Origin of the sequence: Bacillus sp. FJAT-42376 (genome assembly GCF_003816055.1) — a bacterium.
GTDB lineage: Bacteria > Bacillota > Bacilli > Bacillales > Bacillaceae > Metabacillus_B.
Genome location: NZ_CP033906.1, coordinates 433,261 through 458,376 on the forward strand (window position 1 = coordinate 433,261; position 25,116 = coordinate 458,376).

The following is a 25,116-nucleotide window of genomic DNA, read 5'->3' on the forward strand; positions in this document are numbered from 1 at the left end:
TGAAAGCATCCCCACACAAGAAGAATGACTGATTCACGTAGGAGTTTGAAGTCTATGATGGAACAAATCTTATCCTATCAGAACGTTACGAGTGCACTCGAAAGAGTGGAACGAAACAAAGGAAGCCATGGTGTAGATGGGATGAGCGTACAAACCCTACGATCTCATCTCATGGAACACTGGACTCCTTTAAGAACCGAACTGATGACGGGGACCTACGTTCCCCAACCTGTCCGTCGAGTCGAAATCCCGAAACCGAACGGCGGAGTAAGGAAGCTAGGAATTCCGACAGTGATAGATCGTTTCATCCAGCAGGCTATTGCGCAAGTACTCAACAAGAAGTTTGACCCGACGTTCTCCAATCAAAGTTACGGTTTTAGACCTAATAAGCGTGGCCATGATGCAGTCCGACAAGCAAAACGCTATATCAAAGAAGGGTATAGATGGGTTGTGGACATCGACTTGGAGAAATTCTTCGACAAAGTGAATCATGACCGTCTTATGAGGATATTAAGCAACCGTATAAACGATCCAAAGGTTCTCCAACTAATACGCAGGTATCTACAGTCAGGGGTCATGGAAAAAGGACTTGTCAGTCCTAATACAGAAGGTACTCCTCAAGGGGGGCCACTAAGCCCCCTCTTATCAAACATCGTTTTAGATGAACTTGATAAGGAGCTTGAGAAAAGAGGACTCCGGTTCGTCCGTTACGCGGATGATTGTAATATCTACGTTCGTTCGAAGAGAGCAGGAGAACGAGTCATGGAAAGTATCACAACTTTCATCGAGAGGAAGCTCAAACTAAAAGTTAATCTTGAGAAAAGTGCAGTAGACCGACCATGGAAACGTAAGTTTCTTGGTTTTACTTTCACCGCTCATCGAAAGGAACCCAAAATCCGAATCTCTGGACAGAGTATTCAACGTTTCAAACAGAGAATAAAAGAAATTACATCGAGAAAGTGGTCTATCAGTATGAAAGACAGGTTGGAGAAGCTAAACCGTTACCTGGTGGGTTGGCTGGGATATTATCAACTAGCCGATACCCCCTCGGTTCTAGCCAAGTTAGATGGATGGATTCGAAGAAGATTGCGGATGATTCGATGGAAAGAATGGAAGAAAGGTAAAACAAAACAGAGAAACTTAACGAAGTTAGGCATCAAACCTAATAAGGCATGGGAATGGGCAAATACTAGGCTGGGTTATTGGCGTATCGCTAAAAGCCCAATACTAGATAGAGCCCTTGACAACCACTACTGGTCAAATCAAGGTCTCAAAAGCTTGCTTAGAAGATATGAAACTTTGCGTTCGACTTAATTGAAACCGCCGTATACCGAACGGTACGTACGGTGGTGTGAGAGGTCGGGGGTTAGTCACCCCCTCCTACTCGATTTTAAGCTTTGTTAAAGCCTGATGTTGATTTTTAACATCTGTTGATTGGAGTGGGAGGCGTGAGACTCCTGCGGGAGCAGCGGGCGGTGAGCCCCCAGGCGCAAAGCGGCGGGGAGACTCACCGCCGCTTTGCGGAAAGCCAGAGCCTGCAGAGGAAATCAACAGCCAAGTTTAACAGAACTTTTTTTAAAAAACTATTGCGCTGGGCTGTCCGGGGTGGTATATTAATATTCGTTGCTGCAAAAAGCAGTTGCGAAGCAGAAAATAACTTAAAAAAGTTATTGACAGCCTAGAAGCTAGATGGTATTATGATAAAGCTTCACTTTTACAAGATGATCTTTGAAAACTAAACAAATCGAAGTGCCAACGTTAATTCTAGAGTAACAAACAAGAGCTAGTCAAACTACTTTTTGGAGAGTTTGATCCTGGCTCAGGACGAACGCTGGCGGCGTGCCTAATACATGCAAGTCGAGCGGATCTCTTCGGAGATCAGCGGCGGACGGGTGAGTAACACGTGGGCAACCTGCCTGTAAGACTGGGATAACTCCGGGAAACCGGAGCTAATACCGGATAACCTTTCGAACCGCATGGTTCGGAATTGAAAGACGGTTATGCTGTCACTTACAGATGGGCCCGCGGCGCATTAGCTAGTTGGTGAGGTAATGGCTCACCAAGGCGACGATGCGTAGCCGACCTGAGAGGGTGATCGGCCACACTGGGACTGAGACACGGCCCAGACTCCTACGGGAGGCAGCAGTAGGGAATCTTCCGCAATGGACGAAAGTCTGACGGAGCAACGCCGCGTGAGTGATGAAGGTTTTCGGATCGTAAAGCTCTGTTGTTAGGGAAGAACAAGTGCGGGAGTCACTGCCCGCGCCTTGACGGTACCTAACCAGAAAGCCACGGCTAACTACGTGCCAGCAGCCGCGGTAATACGTAGGTGGCAAGCGTTGTCCGGAATTATTGGGCGTAAAGCGCGCGCAGGCGGTCTTTTAAGTCTGATGTGAAAGCCCCCGGCTCAACCGGGGAGGGTCATTGGAAACTGGAGGACTTGAGTGCAGAAGAGGAGAGTGGAATTCCACGTGTAGCGGTGAAATGCGTAGAGATGTGGAGGAACACCAGTGGCGAAGGCGACTCTCTGGTCTGTAACTGACGCTGAGGCGCGAAAGCGTGGGGAGCGAACAGGATTAGATACCCTGGTAGTCCACGCCGTAAACGATGAGTGCTAAGTGTTAGAGGGTTTCCGCCCTTTAGTGCTGCAGCTAACGCATTAAGCACTCCGCCTGGGGAGTACGGTCGCAAGACTGAAACTCAAAGGAATTGACGGGGGCCCGCACAAGCGGTGGAGCATGTGGTTTAATTCGAAGCAACGCGAAGAACCTTACCAGGTCTTGACATCCTCTGCCACTTCTAGAGATAGAAGGTTCCCCTTCGGGGGACAGAGTGACAGGTGGTGCATGGTTGTCGTCAGCTCGTGTCGTGAGATGTTGGGTTAAGTCCCGCAACGAGCGCAACCCTTGATCTTAGTTGCCAGCATTCAGTTGGGCACTCTAAGGTGACTGCCGGTGACAAACCGGAGGAAGGTGGGGATGACGTCAAATCATCATGCCCCTTATGACCTGGGCTACACACGTGCTACAATGGATGGTACAAAGGGCAGCGAAACCGCGAGGTTCAGCGAATCCCATAAAACCATTCTCAGTTCGGATTGCAGGCTGCAACTCGCCTGCATGAAGCCGGAATCGCTAGTAATCGCGGATCAGCATGCCGCGGTGAATACGTTCCCGGGCCTTGTACACACCGCCCGTCACACCACGAGAGTTTGCAACACCCGAAGTCGGTGGGGTAACCCGTAAGGGAGCCAGCCGCCTAAGGTGGGGCAGATGATTGGGGTGAAGTCGTAACAAGGTAGCCGTATCGGAAGGTGCGGCTGGATCACCTCCTTTCTAAGGAAGAATTATCAGCACCCATGCGGTGCAGCGATTAACGGACGCACTTCGAATTTGTTTAGTTTTGAGAGATCATTCTCTCTTAACTTGTTCTTTGAAAACTAGATAACGATATGAATGTCAAACATTCACACGAGTAAGAAAGAACCTTACGATTTTCTTCTGCGTCTATCGCAGAATGAAATGAAAAGTCTGAAGACATCTGTTTTCAGCTTCTAACGAAGATAACTCCGTTATCAGGTTAAGTTAGAAAGGGCGCACGGTGGATGCCTTGGCACTAGGAGCCGATGAAGGACGGTACGAACACCGATATGCTTCGGGGAGCTGTAAGTAAGCGTTGATCCGGAGATTTCCGAATGGGGAAACCCGCTGCTCGTAATGGAGCAGCATCCTGACTTGAATACATAGAGTCTGGAAGGCATACCCGGGGAACTGAAACATCTAAGTACCCGGAGGAAGAGAAAGCAAATGCGATTCCCTGAGTAGCGGCGAGCGAAACGGGATCAGCCCAAACCAGAAGGCTTGCCTTCTGGGGTTGTAGGACACTCAACACGGAGTTACAAAGGAACGGGGTAGGCGAAGCGGTCTGGAAAGGCCCGCCAGAGAAGGTAACAGCCCTGTAATCGAAACTTCGTTCCCTCCTGAGTGGATCCTGAGTACGGCGGGACACGAGAAATCCCGTCGGAATCCGGGAGGACCATCTCCCAAGGCTAAATACTCCCTAGTGACCGATAGTGAACCAGTACCGTGAGGGAAAGGTGAAAAGCACCCCGGAAGGGGAGTGAAACAGATCCTGAAACCGTGTGCCTACAAGTAGTCAGAGCCCGTTAACGGGTGATGGCGTGCCTTTTGTAGAATGAACCGGCGAGTTACGATTACGTGCAAGGTTAAGTTGAAGAGACGGAGCCGCAGCGAAAGCGAGTCTGAATAGGGCGAATGAGTACGTGGTCGTAGACCCGAAACCAGGTGATCTACCCATGTCCAGGGTGAAGTTCAGGTAACACTGAATGGAGGCCCGAACCCACGCACGTTGAAAAGTGCGGGGATGAGGTGTGGGTAGCGGAGAAATTCCAATCGAACCTGGAGATAGCTGGTTCTCTCCGAAATAGCTTTAGGGCTAGCCTCATAGCAAGAGTCTTGGAGGTAGAGCACTGATTGGACTAGGGGCCCTCATCGGGTTACCGAATTCAGTCAAACTCCGAATGCCAAAGACTTATCTATGGGAGTCAGACTGCGAGTGATAAGATCCGTAGTCAAAAGGGAAACAGCCCAGACCACCAGCTAAGGTCCCCAAGTATCCGTTAAGTGGAAAAGGATGTGGGGTTGCTTAGACAACCAGGATGTTGGCTTAGAAGCAGCCACCATTTAAAGAGTGCGTAATAGCTCACTGGTCGAGTGACCCTGCGCCGAAAATGTACCGGGGCTAAACGGATCACCGAAGCTGTGGACTGTTCTTTCAGAACAGTGGTAGGAGAGCGTTCTAAGGGCTGTGAAGCCAGACCGGAAGGACTGGTGGAGCGCTTAGAAGTGAGAATGCCGGTATGAGTAGCGAAAGAGGGGTGAGAATCCCCTCCACCGAATGCCTAAGGTTTCCTGAGGAAGGCTCGTCCGCTCAGGGTTAGTCGGGACCTAAGCCGAGGCCGAAAGGCGTAGGCGATGGACAACAGGTTGAGATTCCTGTACCACCTCTTTTCCGTTTGAGCAATGGAGGGACGCAGGAGGATAGGGTAAGCGCGCTGTTGGATATGCGCGTCCAAGCAGGTAGGCTCAAGGGATAGGCAAATCCGTCCCTTGGTTAAGGCTGAGCTGTGATGGCGAGGGAAATGAAGTACCGAAGTTCCTGATTCCACACTGCCTAGAAAAGCTTCTAGCGAGGAAAATGGTGCCCGTACCGCAAACCGACACAGGTAGGCGAGGAGAGAATCCTAAGGTGATCGAGAGAACTCTCGTTAAGGAACTCGGCAAAATGACCCCGTAACTTCGGGAGAAGGGGTGCTCTTTAGGGTGAATAGCCTTGAAGAGCCGCAGTGAATAGGCCCAGGCGACTGTTTAGCAAAAACACAGGTCTCTGCGAAGCCGCAAGGCGAAGTATAGGGGCTGACGCCTGCCCGGTGCTGGAAGGTTAAGAGGAGAGGTTAGCGCAAGCGAAGCTTTGAATTGAAGCCCCAGTAAACGGCGGCCGTAACTATAACGGTCCTAAGGTAGCGAAATTCCTTGTCGGGTAAGTTCCGACCCGCACGAAAGGCGTAACGATCTGGGCACTGTCTCAACGAGAGACTCGGTGAAATTATAGTACCTGTGAAGATGCAGGTTACCCGCGACAGGACGGAAAGACCCCGTGGAGCTTTACTGCAGCCTGATATTGAATTTTGGCACAGCTTGTACAGGATAGGTAGGAGCCTTGGAAACCGGAGCGCCAGCTTCGGTGGAGGCATCGGTGGGATACTACCCTGGCTGTGTTGAACTTCTAACCCGCGGCCCTGATCGGGCCGGGAGACAGTGTCAGGCGGGCAGTTTGACTGGGGCGGTCGCCTCCTAAAATGTAACGGAGGCGCCCAAAGGTTCCCTCAGAATGGTTGGAAATCATTCGCAGAGTGTAAAGGCACAAGGGAGCTTGACTGCGAGACCTACAAGTCGAGCAGGGACGAAAGTCGGGCTTAGTGATCCGGTGGTTCCGCATGGAAGGGCCATCGCTCAACGGATAAAAGCTACCCCGGGGATAACAGGCTTATCTCCCCCAAGAGTCCACATCGACGGGGAGGTTTGGCACCTCGATGTCGGCTCATCGCATCCTGGGGCTGTAGTCGGTCCCAAGGGTTGGGCTGTTCGCCCATTAAAGCGGTACGCGAGCTGGGTTCAGAACGTCGTGAGACAGTTCGGTCCCTATCCGTCGCGGGCGCAGGAAATTTGAGAGGAGCTGTCCTTAGTACGAGAGGACCGGGATGGACGCACCGCTGGTGTACCAGTTGTCTTGCCAAAGGCATCGCTGGGTAGCTATGTGCGGACGGGATAAGTGCTGAAAGCATCTAAGCATGAAGCCCCCCTCAAGATGAGATTTCCCATCATTTGAGTAAGACCCCTGAAAGATGATCAGGTTGATAGGTTCGAGGTGGAAGCGTGGCGACACGTGCAGCTGACGAATACTAATCGGTCGAGGACTTAACCTTTATTCAAGTAAGGCTTCCATTACTCGTGAAGCACATCGTTATCTAGTTTTGAAAGAGCAAAAAAAGATAAAAAAATATCTTGCTTTTCTTCGGAAAAGAGGTATAATAAATCTTGTCGCTTTTTTAAGAAATATGTCTGGTGACTATGGCAAAGAGGTCACACCCGTTCCCATACCGAACACGGAAGTTAAGCTCTTTAGCGCCGATGGTAGTTGGGGGTTTCCCCCTGTGAGAGTAGGACGCCGCCAGGCGTATACATATGTGTTAAAGCTTTGACAGCTTTAACTTCGGAGGATTAGCTCAGCTGGGAGAGCATCTGCCTTACAAGCAGAGGGTCGGCGGTTCGATCCCGTCATCCTCCACCACTTGCCGGTGTAGCTCAATTGGTAGAGCAACTGACTTGTAATCAGTAGGTTGGGGGTTCAAGTCCTCTTGCCGGCACCATTTTCTTTGGCCGTATGCTCAAGGGAATTCAACAAAGAGCCATTAGCTCAGTCGGTAGAGCATCTGACTTTTAATCAGAGGGTCGAAGGTTCGAGTCCTTCATGGCTCACCATTTAATTTAATATGCGGGTGTGGCGGAACTGGCAGACGCACTAGACTTAGGATCTAGCGCCTTCGGGCGTGGGGGTTCGACTCCCTTCACCCGCATCTTAATTTTGCGGAAGTAGTTCAGTGGTAGAACACCACCTTGCCAAGGTGGGGGTCGCGGGTTCGAATCCCGTCTTCCGCTCCAATCCCATAACGCCGGGGTGGCGGAATTGGCAGACGCACAGGACTTAAAATCCTGCGGTAGGTGACTACCGTACCGGTTCGATCCCGGTCCTCGGCACTTGAGAGAACTTAATATGCGCCCGTAGCTCAATTGGATAGAGCGTTTGACTACGGATCAAAAGGTTAGGGGTTCGACTCCTCTCGGGCGCGCCATAATTTTATTATACTCAATTAAGGTTCGGGAAGTAGCTCAGCTTGGTAGAGCACTTGGTTTGGGACCAAGGGGTCGCAGGTTCGAATCCTGTCTTCCCGACCATCTATACATTGGGGCCTTAGCTCAGCTGGGAGAGCGCCTGCCTTGCACGCAGGAGGTCAGCGGTTCGATCCCGCTAGGCTCCACCAATATATGATCTTTGAAAACTAAACAAATCGAAGTGCCAACGTTAATTCTAGAGCAACAAACAAGAGCTAGTCAAACTACTTTTTGGAGAGTTTGATCCTGGCTCAGGACGAACGCTGGCGGCGTGCCTAATACATGCAAGTCGAGCGGATCTCTTCGGAGATCAGCGGCGGACGGGTGAGTAACACGTGGGCAACCTGCCTGTAAGACTGGGATAACTCCGGGAAACCGGAGCTAATACCGGATAACCTTTCGAACCGCATGGTTCGGAATTGAAAGACGGTTATGCTGTCACTTACAGATGGGCCCGCGGCGCATTAGCTAGTTGGTGAGGTAATGGCTCACCAAGGCGACGATGCGTAGCCGACCTGAGAGGGTGATCGGCCACACTGGGACTGAGACACGGCCCAGACTCCTACGGGAGGCAGCAGTAGGGAATCTTCCGCAATGGACGAAAGTCTGACGGAGCAACGCCGCGTGAGTGATGAAGGTTTTCGGATCGTAAAGCTCTGTTGTTAGGGAAGAACAAGTGCGGGAGTCACTGCCCGCGCCTTGACGGTACCTAACCAGAAAGCCACGGCTAACTACGTGCCAGCAGCCGCGGTAATACGTAGGTGGCAAGCGTTGTCCGGAATTATTGGGCGTAAAGCGCGCGCAGGCGGTCTTTTAAGTCTGATGTGAAAGCCCCCGGCTCAACCGGGGAGGGTCATTGGAAACTGGAGGACTTGAGTGCAGAAGAGGAGAGTGGAATTCCACGTGTAGCGGTGAAATGCGTAGAGATGTGGAGGAACACCAGTGGCGAAGGCGACTCTCTGGTCTGTAACTGACGCTGAGGCGCGAAAGCGTGGGGAGCGAACAGGATTAGATACCCTGGTAGTCCACGCCGTAAACGATGAGTGCTAAGTGTTAGAGGGTTTCCGCCCTTTAGTGCTGCAGCTAACGCATTAAGCACTCCGCCTGGGGAGTACGGTCGCAAGACTGAAACTCAAAGGAATTGACGGGGGCCCGCACAAGCGGTGGAGCATGTGGTTTAATTCGAAGCAACGCGAAGAACCTTACCAGGTCTTGACATCCTCTGCCACTTCTAGAGATAGAAGGTTCCCCTTCGGGGGACAGAGTGACAGGTGGTGCATGGTTGTCGTCAGCTCGTGTCGTGAGATGTTGGGTTAAGTCCCGCAACGAGCGCAACCCTTGATCTTAGTTGCCAGCATTCAGTTGGGCACTCTAAGGTGACTGCCGGTGACAAACCGGAGGAAGGTGGGGATGACGTCAAATCATCATGCCCCTTATGACCTGGGCTACACACGTGCTACAATGGATGGTACAAAGGGCAGCGAAACCGCGAGGTTCAGCGAATCCCATAAAACCATTCTCAGTTCGGATTGCAGGCTGCAACTCGCCTGCATGAAGCCGGAATCGCTAGTAATCGCGGATCAGCATGCCGCGGTGAATACGTTCCCGGGCCTTGTACACACCGCCCGTCACACCACGAGAGTTTGCAACACCCGAAGTCGGTGGGGTAACCCGTAAGGGAGCCAGCCGCCTAAGGTGGGGCAGATGATTGGGGTGAAGTCGTAACAAGGTAGCCGTATCGGAAGGTGCGGCTGGATCACCTCCTTTCTAAGGAAGAATTATCAGCACCCATGCGGTGCAGCGATTAACGGACGCACTTCGAATTTGTTTAGTTTTGAGAGATCATTCTCTCTTAACTTGTTCTTTGAAAACTAGATAACGATATGAATGTCAAACATTCACACGAGTAAGAAAGAACCTTACGATTTTCTTCTGCGTCTATCGCAGAATGAAATGAAAAGTCTGAAGACATCTGTTTTCAGCTTCTAACGAAGATAACTCCGTTATCAGGTTAAGTTAGAAAGGGCGCACGGTGGATGCCTTGGCACTAGGAGCCGATGAAGGACGGTACGAACACCGATATGCTTCGGGGAGCTGTAAGTAAGCGTTGATCCGGAGATTTCCGAATGGGGAAACCCGCTGCTCGTAATGGAGCAGCATCCTGACTTGAATACATAGAGTCTGGAAGGCATACCCGGGGAACTGAAACATCTAAGTACCCGGAGGAAGAGAAAGCAAATGCGATTCCCTGAGTAGCGGCGAGCGAAACGGGATCAGCCCAAACCAGAAGGCTTGCCTTCTGGGGTTGTAGGACACTCAACACGGAGTTACAAAGGAACGGGGTAGGCGAAGCGGTCTGGAAAGGCCCGCCAGAGAAGGTAACAGCCCTGTAATCGAAACTTCGTTCCCTCCTGAGTGGATCCTGAGTACGGCGGGACACGAGAAATCCCGTCGGAATCCGGGAGGACCATCTCCCAAGGCTAAATACTCCCTAGTGACCGATAGTGAACCAGTACCGTGAGGGAAAGGTGAAAAGCACCCCGGAAGGGGAGTGAAACAGATCCTGAAACCGTGTGCCTACAAGTAGTCAGAGCCCGTTAACGGGTGATGGCGTGCCTTTTGTAGAATGAACCGGCGAGTTACGATTACGTGCAAGGTTAAGTTGAAGAGACGGAGCCGCAGCGAAAGCGAGTCTGAATAGGGCGAATGAGTACGTGGTCGTAGACCCGAAACCAGGTGATCTACCCATGTCCAGGGTGAAGTTCAGGTAACACTGAATGGAGGCCCGAACCCACGCACGTTGAAAAGTGCGGGGATGAGGTGTGGGTAGCGGAGAAATTCCAATCGAACCTGGAGATAGCTGGTTCTCTCCGAAATAGCTTTAGGGCTAGCCTCATAGCAAGAGTCTTGGAGGTAGAGCACTGATTGGACTAGGGGCCCTCATCGGGTTACCGAATTCAGTCAAACTCCGAATGCCAAAGACTTATCTATGGGAGTCAGACTGCGAGTGATAAGATCCGTAGTCAAAAGGGAAACAGCCCAGACCACCAGCTAAGGTCCCCAAGTATCCGTTAAGTGGAAAAGGATGTGGGGTTGCTTAGACAACCAGGATGTTGGCTTAGAAGCAGCCACCATTTAAAGAGTGCGTAATAGCTCACTGGTCGAGTGACCCTGCGCCGAAAATGTACCGGGGCTAAACGGATCACCGAAGCTGTGGACTGTTCTTTCAGAACAGTGGTAGGAGAGCGTTCTAAGGGCTGTGAAGCCAGACCGGAAGGACTGGTGGAGCGCTTAGAAGTGAGAATGCCGGTATGAGTAGCGAAAGAGGGGTGAGAATCCCCTCCACCGAATGCCTAAGGTTTCCTGAGGAAGGCTCGTCCGCTCAGGGTTAGTCGGGACCTAAGCCGAGGCCGAAAGGCGTAGGCGATGGACAACAGGTTGAGATTCCTGTACCACCTCTTTTCCGTTTGAGCAATGGAGGGACGCAGGAGGATAGGGTAAGCGCGCTGTTGGATATGCGCGTCCAAGCAGGTAGGCTCAAGGGATAGGCAAATCCGTCCCTTGGTTAAGGCTGAGCTGTGATGGCGAGGGAAATTAAGTACCGAAGTTCCTGATTCCACACTGCCTAGAAAAGCTTCTAGCGAGGAAAATGGTGCCCGTACCGCAAACCGACACAGGTAGGCGAGGAGAGAATCCTAAGGTGATCGAGAGAACTCTCGTTAAGGAACTCGGCAAAATGACCCCGTAACTTCGGGAGAAGGGGTGCTCTTTAGGGTGAATAGCCTTGAAGAGCCGCAGTGAATAGGCCCAGGCGACTGTTTAGCAAAAACACAGGTCTCTGCGAAGCCGCAAGGCGAAGTATAGGGGCTGACGCCTGCCCGGTGCTGGAAGGTTAAGAGGAGAGGTTAGCGCAAGCGAAGCTTTGAATTGAAGCCCCAGTAAACGGCGGCCGTAACTATAACGGTCCTAAGGTAGCGAAATTCCTTGTCGGGTAAGTTCCGACCCGCACGAAAGGCGTAACGATCTGGGCACTGTCTCAACGAGAGACTCGGTGAAATTATAGTACCTGTGAAGATGCAGGTTACCCGCGACAGGACGGAAAGACCCCGTGGAGCTTTACTGCAGCCTGATATTGAATTTTGGCACAGCTTGTACAGGATAGGTAGGAGCCTTGGAAACCGGAGCGCCAGCTTCGGTGGAGGCATCGGTGGGATACTACCCTGGCTGTGTTGAACTTCTAACCCGCGGCCCTGATCGGGCCGGGAGACAGTGTCAGGCGGGCAGTTTGACTGGGGCGGTCGCCTCCTAAAATGTAACGGAGGCGCCCAAAGGTTCCCTCAGAATGGTTGGAAATCATTCGCAGAGTGTAAAGGCACAAGGGAGCTTGACTGCGAGACCTACAAGTCGAGCAGGGACGAAAGTCGGGCTTAGTGATCCGGTGGTTCCGCATGGAAGGGCCATCGCTCAACGGATAAAAGCTACCCCGGGGATAACAGGCTTATCTCCCCCAAGAGTCCACATCGACGGGGAGGTTTGGCACCTCGATGTCGGCTCATCGCATCCTGGGGCTGTAGTCGGTCCCAAGGGTTGGGCTGTTCGCCCATTAAAGCGGTACGCGAGCTGGGTTCAGAACGTCGTGAGACAGTTCGGTCCCTATCCGTCGCGGGCGCAGGAAATTTGAGAGGAGCTGTCCTTAGTACGAGAGGACCGGGATGGACGCACCGCTGGTGTACCAGTTGTCTTGCCAAAGGCATCGCTGGGTAGCTATGTGCGGACGGGATAAGTGCTGAAAGCATCTAAGCATGAAGCCCCCCTCAAGATGAGATTTCCCATCATTTGAGTAAGACCCCTGAAAGATGATCAGGTTGATAGGTTCGAGGTGGAAGCGTGGCGACACGTGCAGCTGACGAATACTAATCGGTCGAGGACTTAACCTTTATTCAAGTAAGGCTTCTAATACTCGTGAAGCACATCGTTATCTAGTTTTGAAAGAGCAATCTTTCAACCTTATATCTGGTAATTATGGCAAAGAGGTCACACCCGTTCCCATACCGAACACGGAAGTTAAGCTCTTTAGCGCCGATGGTAGTTGGGGGTTTCCCCCTGTGAGAGTAGGACATTGCCAGGTACAAGAAAAAAAAGGCTTGCCCCTTGGGGCGGGCCTTTTTTGTGTTTCGGTGCGGAAGATACAATGGATACTCGATTCGGGTTGGTCTTTGTGGGCTTTTTAAAGGATACCCCTGGGATAGGAGAAGGATGCGGTAAGGCGAATACTCGATACGGTTAGACCGTAATCCTGCTGCTGATCATGTCGATTTTTAGGGTTTCGATAATAAATGGGGCATTTTCGAGAATATATGAAGATTTTCGATAATAAATCGGCCTGTTTCGATAATAAATCCCCTGCGAATGGAATAACTGTTTACTCAACTGGTAGCTCGATGCGTCAAATCCTCCCGAAAAATCGATATCAGTCTCCTTTTCGTCGATATATTTTAAAAACCGCCGATATATCCCAAAAAATCGTCGATAAATCGAAATAATCGTCGATAAATCGAAATAATCGTCGATATCTAAAAAAAGCCGATACTTGTTTTGTCATAGCATGCCAGCTGCTGTTATAAGGCACCAAACTGATCAGGTCCAATTGATTTTATCTCGAAATGCGCAAAATGGGCTGTTAGAAATCAAAGAAAAACCCTGATCCGCAGTTATACCCTCCCTGTCCATCTCCCTCCGAAAATCAGCCCCCTTACGTACATGTCTTCATCCGCGGAATTCCAAAAACCTCGCACCGTATCCGGATCTCCAGTATAAAACCTTAGCAGCAAACCCCAATCGCATCGTTCTTAAGGTTATAGAGTTTCCGCAAAAAACAGTGTGACATTGGAATGATTTTTCGTATTGAAAGTTTGAAGCTGATGATTAATGGAGAACATGATGGATATTATCCTATTTGAAGAATGATCATGGACAGAATGATTTTACGGCTGTTATTTCCACCGCTTCAGCACAGAAAGCAATGTAACAGGGCACCAGAAAGTTTTCGCACTCATTTATTTATTGGTGTAAGTACATGGCAGTCAATTTGATTCTTCCAGGCTACAGCATCGTTTTAACAGCTGGCGTGATGTGACAGGAACTGGGAAGGGGAGAATTGGTGCCGCCTGCTATTTTGCCTGGAATGATATTTTCATAAGGTGAATTAGGTGCAATAGGGTTTTAATAAAAAGCAGGAAAGGGAAATGATGAATAGAAAGGTAAACGCAAAGAAAGTCATCTGGAATAGAACAGGGTGATGATCACAAAAACTTGGCCGTGTATAAAATGAGCATATACGATTGCGGCCCTGCTGAAAGAGAACCGGCTGGCTCGAAAAGGAATGATTGAGATTCATAACGGGATGCTCCTCAAATGAAATAGTTGAAAAAAAAGCAGGAAAGTCATATATTTATATTAGTCAAATATAGTCAAAGTCAAGTGAGGAGGAGGCTTGATGAGAAACATTTCGGATATTATCGAGCAGTATTTGAAGCAGGTTCTCGATATGAGTGAAGAAGAGATCGTCGAGCTGAAGAGAAGCGAGATTGCCGATAAGTTCCAGTGTGTACCCTCTCAAATTAACTATGTTATTAATACACGATTCACGGCTGAACGGGGTTATGTGGTGGAAAGCAAGCGGGGCGGAGGCGGCTACATTCGCATTATCAAAGTTCAATCAAACGATGATGCCCACCTTCTGGATCAAATTTTAGACCTTGCAGGTGACCGGATACCGCAGGCTTCTGCAGAAGATATTATTATGAGACTCGCAGCAGAGCAGGTTATTTCAGCCCGTGAGGCTAAAATTATGCTGAGTGTAATGGATCGCTCCGTGCTTTATGTGGATCTGCCTTTAAGAGATGAATTAAGATCCAGAATGCTGAAAGCAATGCTGACGTCCCTTAAATATAAATAAAGGTAAGGCGGGTGATCCTCATTGATTTGTCAGGAATGCCATGAAAGACCGGCTACGTTTCACTTTACGAAAGTAATTAATGGTGAAAAAGCAGAAGTTCATATTTGCGAACATTGTGCGAAAGAGAATAGTAATATGATGGTATTTGGAAGTGATGGAGGTTTTTCAATTAACTCCCTTTTATCAGGACTGCTTAATTTTGAAACGAAGCTCGGCAAGTCGGATACATCCTCCATGTACCGGTCAGAAGAAGTTCTCCAGTGTCCGCGCTGCCGTATGACCTTCAGGGAATTCGGCAAGGCAGGCAGATTCGGATGCCCTGACTGCTATCGGACTTTCAAAAGTGAAATAACACCTATTTTAAGAAAAGTTCACAGCGGCAACACTGTTCATGGAGGCAAAATTCCGAAGCGCATTGGAGGAAGTATTCATCTCCAAAAAAGAATGGAAGAACTGAAAAAACAAATGCAGCATCACATTGCCCAGGAAGAGTTTGAAAAAGCGGCGGAACTCAGAGATGAAATCAAAGATATTGTCAGAGAAATGAATTCTGATCGAGGGGAGGAAGCTTAAGTTATGTCATTGCAGGATTTTATGAACAATGCAATGAGTGCCTGGATGAGTCAGGAAGGACCGGACTCAGACATCGTTCTGAGCAGCAGAGTCAGGCTGGCGCGGAATATTGAACAGTTCCGTTTTCCGACACTGGCATCAGAGGAAGAATTTCAGCAAATTCTCTCGATGTTTGAAGAGCGTTTCTCAGAGCAGTCTTTCCCCGATATCGGATCATTTGTCCTGCTGAAGATGAGCGAATTGGAACCTGTACAGAAAAGGGTGCTTGTTGAAAAGCATTTGATCAGTCCAAGTCTTGCCGACCATTCCTCCTACGCAGGCTGCCTGCTTTCCGTAAATGAGGAAGTCAGCATCATGGTGAATGAAGAGGACCACATTCGAATACAATGTTTATTCCCGGGTCTTCAAGTCAGAGAGGCTCTTGAAGTGGCAGGCAAGCTGGATGACTGGATAGAAAACGAGATTGATTATGCGTTTGATGAGAATAGAGGATATCTGACAAGCTGTCCCACCAATGTAGGGACGGGAATGAGAGCATCCGTCATGATGCATCTTCCCGCTCTTGCTTTAACAAAGCAAATGAACCGGATTGTGCCGGCAATTAACCAGCTTGGTCTGGTTGTTAGAGGAATTTACGGGGAAGGCAGCGAAGCTTTAGGTAATCTGTTTCAAATTTCAAACCAGATCACTCTTGGCAAGTCAGAAGAGGATATTGCCGAAGATCTTCTCAGTGTTGTACAGCAATTGATTGCCCAGGAACGGTCCGCCAGAGAAGCGGTATTAAGCACAAAGAAAATCCTGCTTGAGGACCGGATTTACAGGTCATACGGAGTTTTATCAAACAGCCGGATTATCGAATCAAAAGAAACGGCGCAATGTTTATCAGATGTCAGACTGGGAATTGATTTAGGACTGATACAAAACGTTTCCAGAAATATATTAAATGAATTGATGATTTTGACTCAGCCGGGCTTTCTTCAGGTGTATTCGGGAGAAGCGCTGAACCCGGAGGAGAGGGATATACGCAGAGCTGCACTAATTCGTGAACGCTTAAAAATGGAGATAGATGGAGGCTGATAGGTATGATGTTCGGCAGATTTACAGAGAGAGCGCAAAAAGTACTGGCACTGGCTCAAGAAGAAGCCGTCAGACTGGGACATAATAATATTGGAACAGAACATATCCTTCTTGGTCTTGTACGCGAAGGAGAGGGAATTGCTGCAAAAGCGCTGAACGCCCTTGGACTTGGTTCAGAGAAGATCCAAAAAGAAGTGGAAAGCTTGATTGGAAGAGGGCAGGATATCTCACAGACCATCCACTATACACCCCGTGCAAAGAAAGTAATCGAACTTTCAATGGATGAAGCGCGTAAACTGGGTCATTCCTATGTGGGAACAGAACACATTCTGCTTGGCTTGATTCGCGAAGGGGAAGGCGTTGCAGCACGTGTACTTAATAATCTTGGAGTAAGTTTAAATAAAGCAAGGCAGCAGGTTCTTCAGCTGCTCGGAAGCAATGAATCTTCTTCCGGCCATCAGGGCGGAGGCATGGCTAACGCCAATACGCCTACATTAGACAGCCTTGCGCGCGATCTAACGGTCATTGCCCGCGAAGGCAGCCTGGATCCTGTAATCGGACGCGGAAAAGAGATACAGCGTGTCATTGAGGTATTGAGCCGCAGAACGAAAAACAATCCGGTTCTTATCGGGGAGCCGGGTGTAGGTAAAACAGCCATTGCTGAGGGGCTTGCCCAGCAAATCGTCCAAAACGAAGTGCCGGAAATCCTTCGGGATAAACGGGTCATGACGCTTGATATGGGTACGGTTGTTGCCGGAACGAAATACCGCGGTGAGTTTGAGGACCGTCTGAAAAAAGTGATGGATGAAATCCGTCAGGCAGGGAATATCATTCTGTTCATTGATGAACTGCATACATTGATCGGTGCAGGCGGAGCAGAAGGAGCGATCGATGCATCCAACATTCTGAAGCCTTCCTTAGCCCGCGGCGAGCTTCAATGCATCGGTGCTACGACTCTTGATGAATACCGTAAATATATTGAAAAAGATGCAGCCCTTGAAAGACGTTTCCAGCCGATTACAGTAGATGAGCCGACAGTAGCTGAAAGCATTCAGATTCTTAGCGGGCTTCGCGACCGCTATGAGGCACATCACCGTGTTTCGATCACAGACGCAGCGATTGATGCGGCTGTTAAGCTTTCAGACCGCTATATCTCAGACCGTTTCCTTCCGGATAAGGCGATTGATCTTATCGACGAAGCAGGATCAAAAGTAAGGCTGCGTTCGTTCACTACTCCTCCCAACCTGAAGGAGCTTGAAGTTAAGCTTGAAGAAGTAAGGAAGGAAAAAGATGCGGCGGTTCAAAGCCAGGAGTTTGAAAAGGCGGCATCTCTAAGGGATACAGAGCAAAGACTCCGCGAACAGCTGGACGAAACGAAGAAGACGTGGAAAGAAAAACAAGGTCAGGAAAATACAGAAGTAACGGTAGAAGATATTGCGATGGTTGTATCCAACTGGACAGGAGTTCCTGTATCGCGTCTAGCACAGACCGAGACGGATAAGCTTCTGAACATGGAGGAGCTTCTTCATTCCCGCGTAATCGGTCAGGATGAAGCGGTAGTAGCTGTAGCGAAAGCAGTAAGAAGAGCAAGAGCAGGTCTTAAGGACCCGAAACGTCCGATTGGATCGTTTGTCTTCCTTGGACCAACAGGTGTAGGGAAAACAGAACTTGCCCGCGCTCTGGCTGAATCCATTTTTGGTGACGAGGATGCGATGATCCGCATCGATATGTCTGAGTATATGGAAAAACATTCAACGTCCCGTTTAGTGGGTTCTCCTCCGGGATATGTTGGCTATGAAGAAGGCGGCCAGCTCACAGAGAAGGTTAGACGCAAACCATATTCCGTGGTTCTGCTTGACGAAATTGAAAAAGCACACCCGGATGTGTTCAATATCCTTCTCCAGGTTCTTGAGGATGGCCGTTTGACCGACTCCAAAGGAAGAACGGTTGACTTTAGAAATACGATCCTCATTATGACATCCAACGTGGGAGCAAGTGAGCTGAAGCGCAATAAGTACGTAGGCTTTAATGTTCAGGATGAAAATCAGAATTATAAGGATATGAAAGGCAAAGTCATGGACGAATTGAAGAAAGCGTTCCGTCCCGAGTTCATTAACCGGATCGACGAAATCATTGTCTTCCATTCGCTTGAGAAGAAACATCTGAAAGAGATTGTGACGCTTATGTCCGGACAGCTTACAAAGCGTCTGGCTGAACTGGACTTGTCTCTCACTCTGACAGATGCTGCAATTGACAAAATCACAGAGGAAGGCGTTGACCTTGAGTATGGTGCACGGCCTCTCCGCAGGGCAATTCAGAAGCATGTAGAAGACCGCTTGTCTGAAGAACTGCTGAAAGGCAATATCGAGAAAGGCCAAAACATCACACTCGATGTCGAAAACAGCGATTTTGTCGTGAAGCAGGCGGAAAAACTAAATCAATAACCATTAGAAGCAGAGGCATACATTCGATTCCGTATGCCTCGCTTTCTTCTTTTTAAAAAGCTTCCTTTCAGCAGGGAAAAGAGAGGTTGGAACATGGCAAAGACAAAGACTAAATTTATGTGCCAGTCATGCGGATATGAATCGGCGAAATGGATGGGGAAATGTCCGGGATGCGGTGCATGGAATACGATGAACGAGGAAACATTTAAAACCGGAACAGGGACTGGATCAAGACGAACCTCATTCCAGCATTCTGCCCAAACCGCACAAAAGCCTTCCCCCATTACCAAAATCGAAACAACCGCGGAGCCCCGGATTATGACGAAAATGAAAGAACTGAATCGTGTTCTCGGAAATGGGATTGTAAAAGGGTCCCTTGTCCTGATTGGCGGAGATCCGGGTATCGGAAAGTCGACCTTGCTTTTGCAGGTGTCGTCGCAGCTTGCGGACTTAGGGAACAGGGTGCTCTACATTTCCGGCGAGGAGTCGGTTAAACAAACGAAGCTCAGAGCGGATAGACTGGACGTTAAATCGGATGAGCTGCTGGTTCTTGCCGAAACCGATATGGAGTTTATTACAAAAGCCATCGATGAAGCACAGCCGTCACTGGTCGTCATAGATTCCATTCAGACTGTTTACCAGAGTGACATTACTTCAGCACCCGGAAGCGTCTCCCAGGTAAGGGAGTGTACCGCGGAACTAATGAGAATAGCCAAAACGAAGGGAATTGCCATTTTCATCGTAGGGCACGTAACGAAGGAAGGCTCCATTGCAGGTCCGCGTCTTTTGGAGCATATGGTGGATGCCGTACTGTACTTTGAAGGGGAACGCCATCATACATACCGGATTCTCCGGGCCGTAAAAAACCGCTTCGGATCAACAAATGAAATGGGGATTTTTGAGATGAAGGAGGCCGGTCTGGCCGAGGTGCTGAATCCTTCAGAAATTTTTCTCGAAGAGCGCTCAAAAGGTGCTGCCGGTTCCACCGTTGTGGCTTCGATGGAAGGAACAAGGCCGGTTCTCGTCGAAATACAAGCATTAATATCGCCGACCAGTTTTGGGAACCCGAGGCGGATGGCAACAGGGATTGATCATAATCGCGTCCCGCTTTTAATGGCTGTACTGGAAAAACGCGTGGGACTTCTGCTTCAAAATCAGGATGCCTATTTAAAAGTAGCGGGGGGCGTCAAGCTGGATGAACCGGCGATTGATCTCGCCATTGCGGTCAGCATCGCATCGAGCTTCCGGGATGTGCCAACTAATCCGATGGATATCATCATTGGCGAGGTGGGTTTAACAGGTGAGGTTCGAAGAGTATCAAGAATTGAGCAAAGAGTTCAGGAAGCTGCAAAACTCGGCTTCAAACGGGTGATTTTGCCTGAAGCGAATATTGGCGGGTGGACGGCACCGGCTGATATTAAGATCATTGGTGTAAAAAATGTATCGGAAGCCTTGCAGCATTCACTGGGGGGATAAGCACCATGCTGGATAAACAGAAATCTGCGAGATACTTAAAAGACATCCTGCGATTTATCGCACCGGGCACACCGATTCGTGAAGGCATTGAAAACGTACTGAGAGCCAAAACGGGCGGGCTGATTGTGCTCGGATACAACGAAAAAGTGAAAGATATTGTTGATGGGGGATTTTATATCCATTCTCCATTTTCTCCGGCCCATCTTTATGAGCTTGCGAAGATGGACGGCGCCATTATTTTAAGCGACTCCGGGCAGAAAATTTTATTTGCCAACGCCCAGCTTGTCCCGGATCCGTCGATTCCTTCGTCCGAAACAGGGATGAGGCACAGAACGGCGGAAAGAGTAGCGAAGCAGACAGGGTGCCTGGTCATTGCCATCTCCCAGCGCAGAAATGTGATTACTCTGTATCATGGAGAGCACAAATATTCTTTGAGAGACATAGGGGTTATTTTGGTCAAAGCCAATCAGGCTATACAGACTCTTGAAAAATATAAAACGGTCTTTGACCAGTCCATTGCGAACTTAAACGCACTGGAATTTGAAGAGCTCGTCACATACGGCGAAGTCCTTCATGTTCTCCACCGGATTGAAATGGTGCTCCGGATTAAAAACGAAATTATTACGTATGTGAATGAGCTAGGAACAGAGGGAAGGCTGATCCGGCTTCAGATGAGTGAGCTTGTGACAGATATTGAAGGGGAAACGATGCTCTTGATAAAGGATTATAGTTTAAACCGGGTTCAGGACGCGCGTGCTATATTGAAGCAGCTGCAGGATCTTGCTAACTTTGATTTGCTTGAAGACACGGTTTTGTTTAAACTGCTCGGGCATCCCCATTACACGAATACAGAGGAGCAGATTTTGCCAAGGGGGTATAGAATCCTAAGCAAGATTAAGCGGCTGCCCCCGTCCATTATTGACAATCTTGTGACAAAGTTTCTGAACCTGAAACTTATCTTTCACGCATCCGTAGAACAATTGGATGAGGTGGAAGGAATCGGGGAGATCAGGGCAAGAAAAATTAAAGAGGGCATGAAAAGGATGCAGCAGCAGTCTCTGATTGACCGGTGACGTTTCATTTTTTGCGGAAAAGGGTATTCCTTTTCTGTTATGTATGTTATTCAGCATTCAAAATGTCAGTCTATTTTCATTCTGATTACAAATTTTGAAAATATAATGGCTGTACGTTTTAATTCTTATAATCTGTTTATAATGGTTAAAAGGAGGTGAAGGTATGTTAAAGCGAATCGTTCAAATCTTCTTTCTGATTACAGGAGGAGTACTGGGAATCTTTTTTATGCCCGCTTTACTGAAACTTATGAATCTACAGGACATACCTTTTTTAAATACAACGTATACACTCGCAATATTAGGGGCCGTCATTTTTTTCCTGGCGACATTCTGGCTCGTGGATTACGCTGTAAATTGGATTAAGAAGTGGGAAGAGTCCCTTGTAAAAGCTCCGGTAACAGATGTACTTTTCGGAAGTCTCGGATTGGTTTTTGGACTCATAATTGCTTTTCTTCTTGTTAATGTTATTCCGTTTAAAGATATTCCGTATCAAGTGTTCAGCCTGATTATTCCTGTCTTTCTGACGCTGCTGTTAGGCTATCTCGGATTTCAGGTCGGGTTTAAAAAGAAGGATGAACTGATTGGTCTTTTCTCATTGCCCGCCCGCATTAATAAGAAAAAGGGAAGCGCAGAAGATGAGGCCGAGTACGAAGAGAAAAAACTCAAAATCCTTGATACAAGCGTCATTATTGACGGAAGGATTGCGGATATCTGTCAAACCGGCTTTCTTGAGGGCACGATTGTAATCCCTCAGTTCGTCCTGGGCGAGCTCCAGCATATAGCCGATTCATCGGATGTGCTGAAACGAAACCGCGGTCGGAGAGGCCTGGATATTTTAAACCGCATCCAAAAGGAACTCGCCATTAAAGTGGAAATTTATGAAGGCGATTTTGATGAGATTCAGGAAGTGGACAGCAAACTTGTGAAGCTGGCAAAATTGACTTCAGGGGTTGTGGTCACGAATGATTTCAACTTAAATAAAGTATGCGAGCTTCAGAAAGTAGCCGTCCTCAATATTAATGATCTGGCAAATGCCGTTAAGCCGGTCGTTCTTCCGGGCGAGGAAATGAAGGTCCAGGTCATTAAAGACGGGAAAGAGCATAATCAGGGTGTTGCGTATTTGGATGACGGCACCATGATTGTTGTAGAAGATGGACGCAATTACATTGGCAAGCATATTGATGTGCTTGTAACATCTGTTCTGCAGACTTCTGCGGGAAGAATGATATTTGCCAAACCAAAGCTGCTTGAAAAGGCGCTCTAAATAAGGAGAAACAACATGAACTATGAAGTCGTCATCCCGGCAGCGGGGCAGGGGAAACGGATGAATGCGGGAATGAATAAGCAGTTTATCGAGCTTGAAGGCAAGCCGGTCATTGCCCATACGCTTGCCGTATTCGAAGAAGATCCTGCCTGCTCCGGAATCATCCTCGTCATTAATGAGGCAGAGCGCGGCGAATTCATGAATATGATCCAGCGCTTTTCCTTCTCTAAAGTGAAAAAAATAGCAAGCGGAGGCGCTGAGCGTCAGGAGAGTGTATACAATGGACTGAAGTATGCTTCAGAGCCCATTGTCTTCATTCATGACGGGGCGCGCCCTTTTATTGAGTATCCCGTTTTGCAGGACCTTGCAGCGGCAGCTGAACGTGAAGGTGCAGCAACTCTTGCCGTGCCGGTAAAGGATACGATAAAAAGAGTGGAGCATGGAGAAGTGCTGGAAACAGTGGAACGATCAAGCTTGTGGGCGGTGCAGACCCCACAGGCTTTTCGTCTTTCTGCCATCCTTCATGCCCATGATGCTGCCGAACGGGATCATTATCAGGGAACCGATGATGCCAGCCTGATTGAAAGACTCGGCCAAAAGGTGCATGTCATCACAGGTACCTATGCGAATTTAAAACTGACAACACCGGAAGATCTGTTAATAGCAGATGCCATACTTAAACAAAGAAAAGGGGAAGAATAAGAATGATTAGAATTGGTCAAGGATTTGACGTTCATCAGCTGACAGAAGGACGGCCTCTTATTATCGGAGGGATCGAAATTCCTTATGAGAAAGGATTGCTTGGGCATTCGGATGCGGATGTTCTTCTTCATACTGTGGCAGACGCTGTGCTCGGGGCAATCGGCGAAGGAGATATTGGCAGACACTTCCCTGATACAGATCCTGAATATAAAGATGCGGACTCCGCAAAACTTCTTCAGCATGTATGGAAGATTGTGAAGGAGAAAGGCTATAAATTAGGGAATATTGACTGCACCATTATTGCACAGAAGCCGAAGATGGCCCCGTATATCGGCCGGATGCAGGAGAGAATTGCGTTTCTTCTGGAAGCTGAAGCAGCGCAGGTGAACGTGAAGGCGACGACTACAGAAAAACTTGGATTCGCCGGAAGACAGGAAGGAATTGCGGCTCAGGCAGCCGTCCTCCTTATAAAGGAATAATCCGCTTTGTGCGGCCTTCCAAATAGTGATAAGATATCTATAGATTGTTGTGAAAAACAATAAGGGATTTACGGAGGTTAATCAAATGAGTGAAATTCGCGTGCGCTATGCACCAAGTCCAACCGGACATTTACATATTGGAAACGCCAGAACCGCTCTGTTCAACTATCTTTTTGCAAGAAGCCAGAACGGGAAATTTATTATCCGGATTGAAGATACGGATAAAAAGCGCAATATTGAAGGCGGGGAAGAAAGCCAGCTGAAGCACTTGAAATGGCTTGGCATGGATTGGGACGAAAGCATCGATGTAGGCGGTGAATACGGTCCTTACCGCCAATCTGAACGAACAGACATTTACAAGAAGTACTATGAAGAGCTTCTAGATCAAAACCTTGCGTATAAATGTTATTGTACAGAAGAAGAACTCGAGCAGGAGCGCGAGGAGCAAACGGCTCGCGGCGAAATGCCCCGCTACTCCGGGAAATGCTCAAACCTTACGGACGAGGAGCGTGCAAAGCTTGAGGCAGAAGGCCGCAAACCAAGCATCCGCTTCCGCGTGCCTCAGGGACAGGTTATTACATTCAATGATATTGTTAAAGAAGAAGTGTCATTTGAATCCGATGGAATCGGCGATTTTGTTATTGTAAAAAAAGATGGAACCCCAACGTATAACTTCGCGGTGGCGGCTGATGATCACTTGATGAAGATCTCGCATATTCTCCGCGGGGACGATCATATTTCCAATACACCTAAACAAATCATGATCTATGAAGCACTTGGCTGGGATGTACCGGTTTTCGGCCATATGACATTGATTGTGAACGAAAGCCGCAAAAAGCTGAGCAAGCGGGATGAATCCATCATTCAGTTTATCGAGCAATACAAGGATCTTGGCTATCTGCCGGAAGCGCTTTTCAACTTTATTGCGATGCTTGGATGGTCTCCTGTAGGCGAAGAGGAGATTTTCTCCCGCGAGCAGTTCACGGAAATCTTTGATCCCAACCGCCTTTCTGTATCACCAGCTGTTTTTGACACTCAGAAACTGACGTGGATGAACAACCAGTACATGAAGCAGCTTGATCTGGAAAAAGTCACTGAACTTGCTCTGCCTCACCTTGTAAAGGCAGGCAAAGTAAGTGAGAACCCGTCTGCTGAAGAGCTGGACTGGGCGAAAAAGCTCATTGCCCTTTATCAGGAACAAATGAGCTTCGGGGCTGAAATCGTAGAGCTTTCCGACCTATTCTTTAAAACGGACATCGACTACAACAGAGAAGCGAGAAGCGTTCTGGATGAAGAGCAGGTGCCGGAAGTAATGGCGGCGTTCAAAGAGGAGCTGGAGAAGCTTGAAACCTTTGCTGCCGATGAAATCAAGGCCTCCATCAAAGCAGTGCAAAAAGCAACAGGGCATAAAGGGAAGAAATTGTTTATGCCAATCCGCGTAGCGGTAACCGGCCAGACTCATGGTCCTGAGCTTCCTCAATCCATCGAGCTGATCGGCAAAGAAAAAGTTTTATCCCGTGTTGCGAGTTTAATGCGTTAACATTTTGAATAAAATATAATATAGTATAGATAATATTTTAAAACGTTGAAGAGGATAG

General features: G+C 48.6%; 11 protein-coding genes, 9 tRNA genes, 6 rRNA genes and 1 other annotated feature (1 of these 27 only partly in view). All 26 genes read left to right on the forward strand.

The features are described from left to right. Positions 1–54: 54 nt before the first annotated feature. The 26 genes from ltrA (at position 55) to gltX (ending at position 25,058) form a co-directional block, all read left to right on the forward strand. Positions 55–1,314, forward strand: a complete 1,260-nt coding sequence (ltrA, locus tag CEF21_RS02075; protein WP_123913193.1) for a group II intron reverse transcriptase/maturase — start codon at positions 55–57, stop codon at positions 1,312–1,314. A 482-nt stretch (positions 1,315–1,796) separates the two neighbouring features. Further along, positions 1,797–3,335: ribosomal RNA gene (locus CEF21_RS02080) — 16S ribosomal RNA — on the forward strand. A 242-nt stretch (positions 3,336–3,577) separates the two neighbouring features. Further along, a 23S ribosomal RNA gene (locus tag CEF21_RS02085) occupies positions 3,578–6,505 on the forward strand. Between the two features lie 135 nt (positions 6,506–6,640). Further along, positions 6,641–6,756 (forward strand): 5S ribosomal RNA (gene rrf, locus CEF21_RS02090). Positions 6,757–6,794: 38 nt separating this feature from the next. Beyond that, positions 6,795–6,870: transfer RNA gene (locus tag CEF21_RS02095), tRNA-Val, on the forward strand. A 3-nt stretch (positions 6,871–6,873) separates the two neighbouring features. Further along, positions 6,874–6,949: transfer RNA gene (locus CEF21_RS02100), tRNA-Thr, on the forward strand. Between the two features lie 36 nt (positions 6,950–6,985). After that, a tRNA-Lys gene (locus CEF21_RS02105) sits at positions 6,986–7,061 on the forward strand. A 13-nt stretch (positions 7,062–7,074) separates the two neighbouring features. Further along, positions 7,075–7,156 (forward strand) — tRNA-Leu (locus CEF21_RS02110). 10 nt (positions 7,157–7,166) lie between these two features. Next, positions 7,167–7,241, forward strand: a tRNA-Gly gene (locus CEF21_RS02115). 10 nt (positions 7,242–7,251) lie between these two features. After that, positions 7,252–7,337: transfer RNA gene (locus CEF21_RS02120), tRNA-Leu, on the forward strand. Positions 7,338–7,355: 18 nt separating this feature from the next. Continuing rightward, positions 7,356–7,432: transfer RNA gene (locus CEF21_RS02125), tRNA-Arg, on the forward strand. Positions 7,433–7,458: 26 nt separating this feature from the next. Then, positions 7,459–7,535: transfer RNA gene (locus CEF21_RS02130), tRNA-Pro, on the forward strand. 10 nt (positions 7,536–7,545) lie between these two features. Next, positions 7,546–7,621, forward strand: a tRNA-Ala gene (locus CEF21_RS02135). Between the two features lie 79 nt (positions 7,622–7,700). Beyond that, positions 7,701–9,239: ribosomal RNA gene (locus CEF21_RS02140) — 16S ribosomal RNA — on the forward strand. A 242-nt stretch (positions 9,240–9,481) separates the two neighbouring features. Then, positions 9,482–12,409 (forward strand): 23S ribosomal RNA (locus CEF21_RS02145). A 75-nt stretch (positions 12,410–12,484) separates the two neighbouring features. After that, positions 12,485–12,600, forward strand: a 5S ribosomal RNA gene (rrf, locus tag CEF21_RS02150). The 16S, 23S and 5S rRNA genes sit together here with 9 tRNA genes alongside, the layout of an rRNA operon. Before the next feature lie 1,365 nt (positions 12,601–13,965). Then, positions 13,966–14,430 carry a CtsR family transcriptional regulator gene (locus CEF21_RS02155; protein ID WP_481747617.1) on the forward strand — a complete coding sequence of 155 codons (465 nt, stop codon included), beginning with the start codon at positions 13,966–13,968 and terminating at the stop codon, positions 14,428–14,430. A gap of 21 nt (positions 14,431–14,451) precedes the next feature. Then, positions 14,452–15,003, forward strand: a complete 552-nt coding sequence (gene mcsA / locus CEF21_RS02160; protein WP_123913195.1) for a protein-arginine kinase activator protein McsA — start codon at positions 14,452–14,454, stop codon at positions 15,001–15,003. A gap of 3 nt (positions 15,004–15,006) precedes the next feature. Next, the gene (gene mcsB, locus CEF21_RS02165) at positions 15,007–16,080 is read left to right on the forward strand and encodes a protein-arginine kinase McsB (protein ID WP_123913196.1); all 1,074 of its coding nucleotides are present in this window, start codon (positions 15,007–15,009) and stop codon (positions 16,078–16,080) included. Positions 16,081–16,085: 5 nt separating this feature from the next. Next, on the forward strand, positions 16,086–18,524 hold the full coding sequence (clpC, locus tag CEF21_RS02170; protein WP_123913197.1) for an ATP-dependent protease ATP-binding subunit ClpC: 2,439 nt from the start codon (positions 16,086–16,088) through the stop codon (positions 18,522–18,524). A 93-nt stretch (positions 18,525–18,617) separates the two neighbouring features. Further along, positions 18,618–20,000 carry a DNA repair protein RadA gene (gene radA, locus CEF21_RS02175; protein ID WP_123913198.1) on the forward strand — a complete coding sequence of 461 codons (1,383 nt, stop codon included), beginning with the start codon at positions 18,618–18,620 and terminating at the stop codon, positions 19,998–20,000. A 5-nt stretch (positions 20,001–20,005) separates the two neighbouring features. After that, the gene (gene disA, locus CEF21_RS02180) at positions 20,006–21,073 is read left to right on the forward strand and encodes a DNA integrity scanning diadenylate cyclase DisA (RefSeq protein ID WP_123913199.1); all 1,068 of its coding nucleotides are present in this window, start codon (positions 20,006–20,008) and stop codon (positions 21,071–21,073) included. A 163-nt stretch (positions 21,074–21,236) separates the two neighbouring features. Beyond that, positions 21,237–22,337, forward strand: coding sequence for a PIN/TRAM domain-containing protein (locus CEF21_RS02185; RefSeq protein WP_123913200.1), 1,101 nt, complete (start codon positions 21,237–21,239; stop codon positions 22,335–22,337). A 15-nt stretch (positions 22,338–22,352) separates the two neighbouring features. Further along, positions 22,353–23,039: a 2-C-methyl-D-erythritol 4-phosphate cytidylyltransferase gene (gene ispD, locus CEF21_RS02190; RefSeq protein ID WP_123913201.1), complete on the forward strand. Its 687-nt coding sequence runs from the start codon at positions 22,353–22,355 to the stop codon at positions 23,037–23,039. Between the two features lie 2 nt (positions 23,040–23,041). Next, complete coding sequence (ispF, locus tag CEF21_RS02195) at positions 23,042–23,518, forward strand: 2-C-methyl-D-erythritol 2,4-cyclodiphosphate synthase (protein WP_123913202.1); 477 nt, start codon at positions 23,042–23,044, stop codon at positions 23,516–23,518. 85 nt (positions 23,519–23,603) lie between these two features. Next, on the forward strand, positions 23,604–25,058 hold the full coding sequence (gene gltX, locus CEF21_RS02200) for a glutamate--tRNA ligase (protein ID WP_123913203.1): 1,455 nt from the start codon (positions 23,604–23,606) through the stop codon (positions 25,056–25,058). Between the two features lie 36 nt (positions 25,059–25,094). Then, positions 25,095–25,116: a binding site (T-box leader), on the forward strand; it runs 201 nt beyond the window's last position.

Coding starts and splice junctions, on each gene's coding strand:
- radA (WP_123913198.1), top strand. CDS start 18,618: ATGGCAAAGACAAAGACTAAATTTATGTGCCAGTCATGCGGATATGAA.
- ispF (WP_123913202.1), top strand. CDS start 23,042: ATGATTAGAATTGGTCAAGGATTTGACGTTCATCAGCTGACAGAAGGA.
- disA (WP_123913199.1), top strand. CDS start 20,006: ATGCTGGATAAACAGAAATCTGCGAGATACTTAAAAGACATCCTGCGA.
- ltrA (WP_123913193.1), top strand. CDS start 55: ATGATGGAACAAATCTTATCCTATCAGAACGTTACGAGTGCACTCGAA.
- clpC (WP_123913197.1), top strand. CDS start 16,086: ATGATGTTCGGCAGATTTACAGAGAGAGCGCAAAAAGTACTGGCACTG.
- gltX (WP_123913203.1), top strand. CDS start 23,604: ATGAGTGAAATTCGCGTGCGCTATGCACCAAGTCCAACCGGACATTTA.
- mcsB (WP_123913196.1), top strand. CDS start 15,007: ATGTCATTGCAGGATTTTATGAACAATGCAATGAGTGCCTGGATGAGT.
- CEF21_RS02185 (WP_123913200.1), top strand. CDS start 21,237: ATGTTAAAGCGAATCGTTCAAATCTTCTTTCTGATTACAGGAGGAGTA.
- ispD (WP_123913201.1), top strand. CDS start 22,353: ATGAACTATGAAGTCGTCATCCCGGCAGCGGGGCAGGGGAAACGGATG.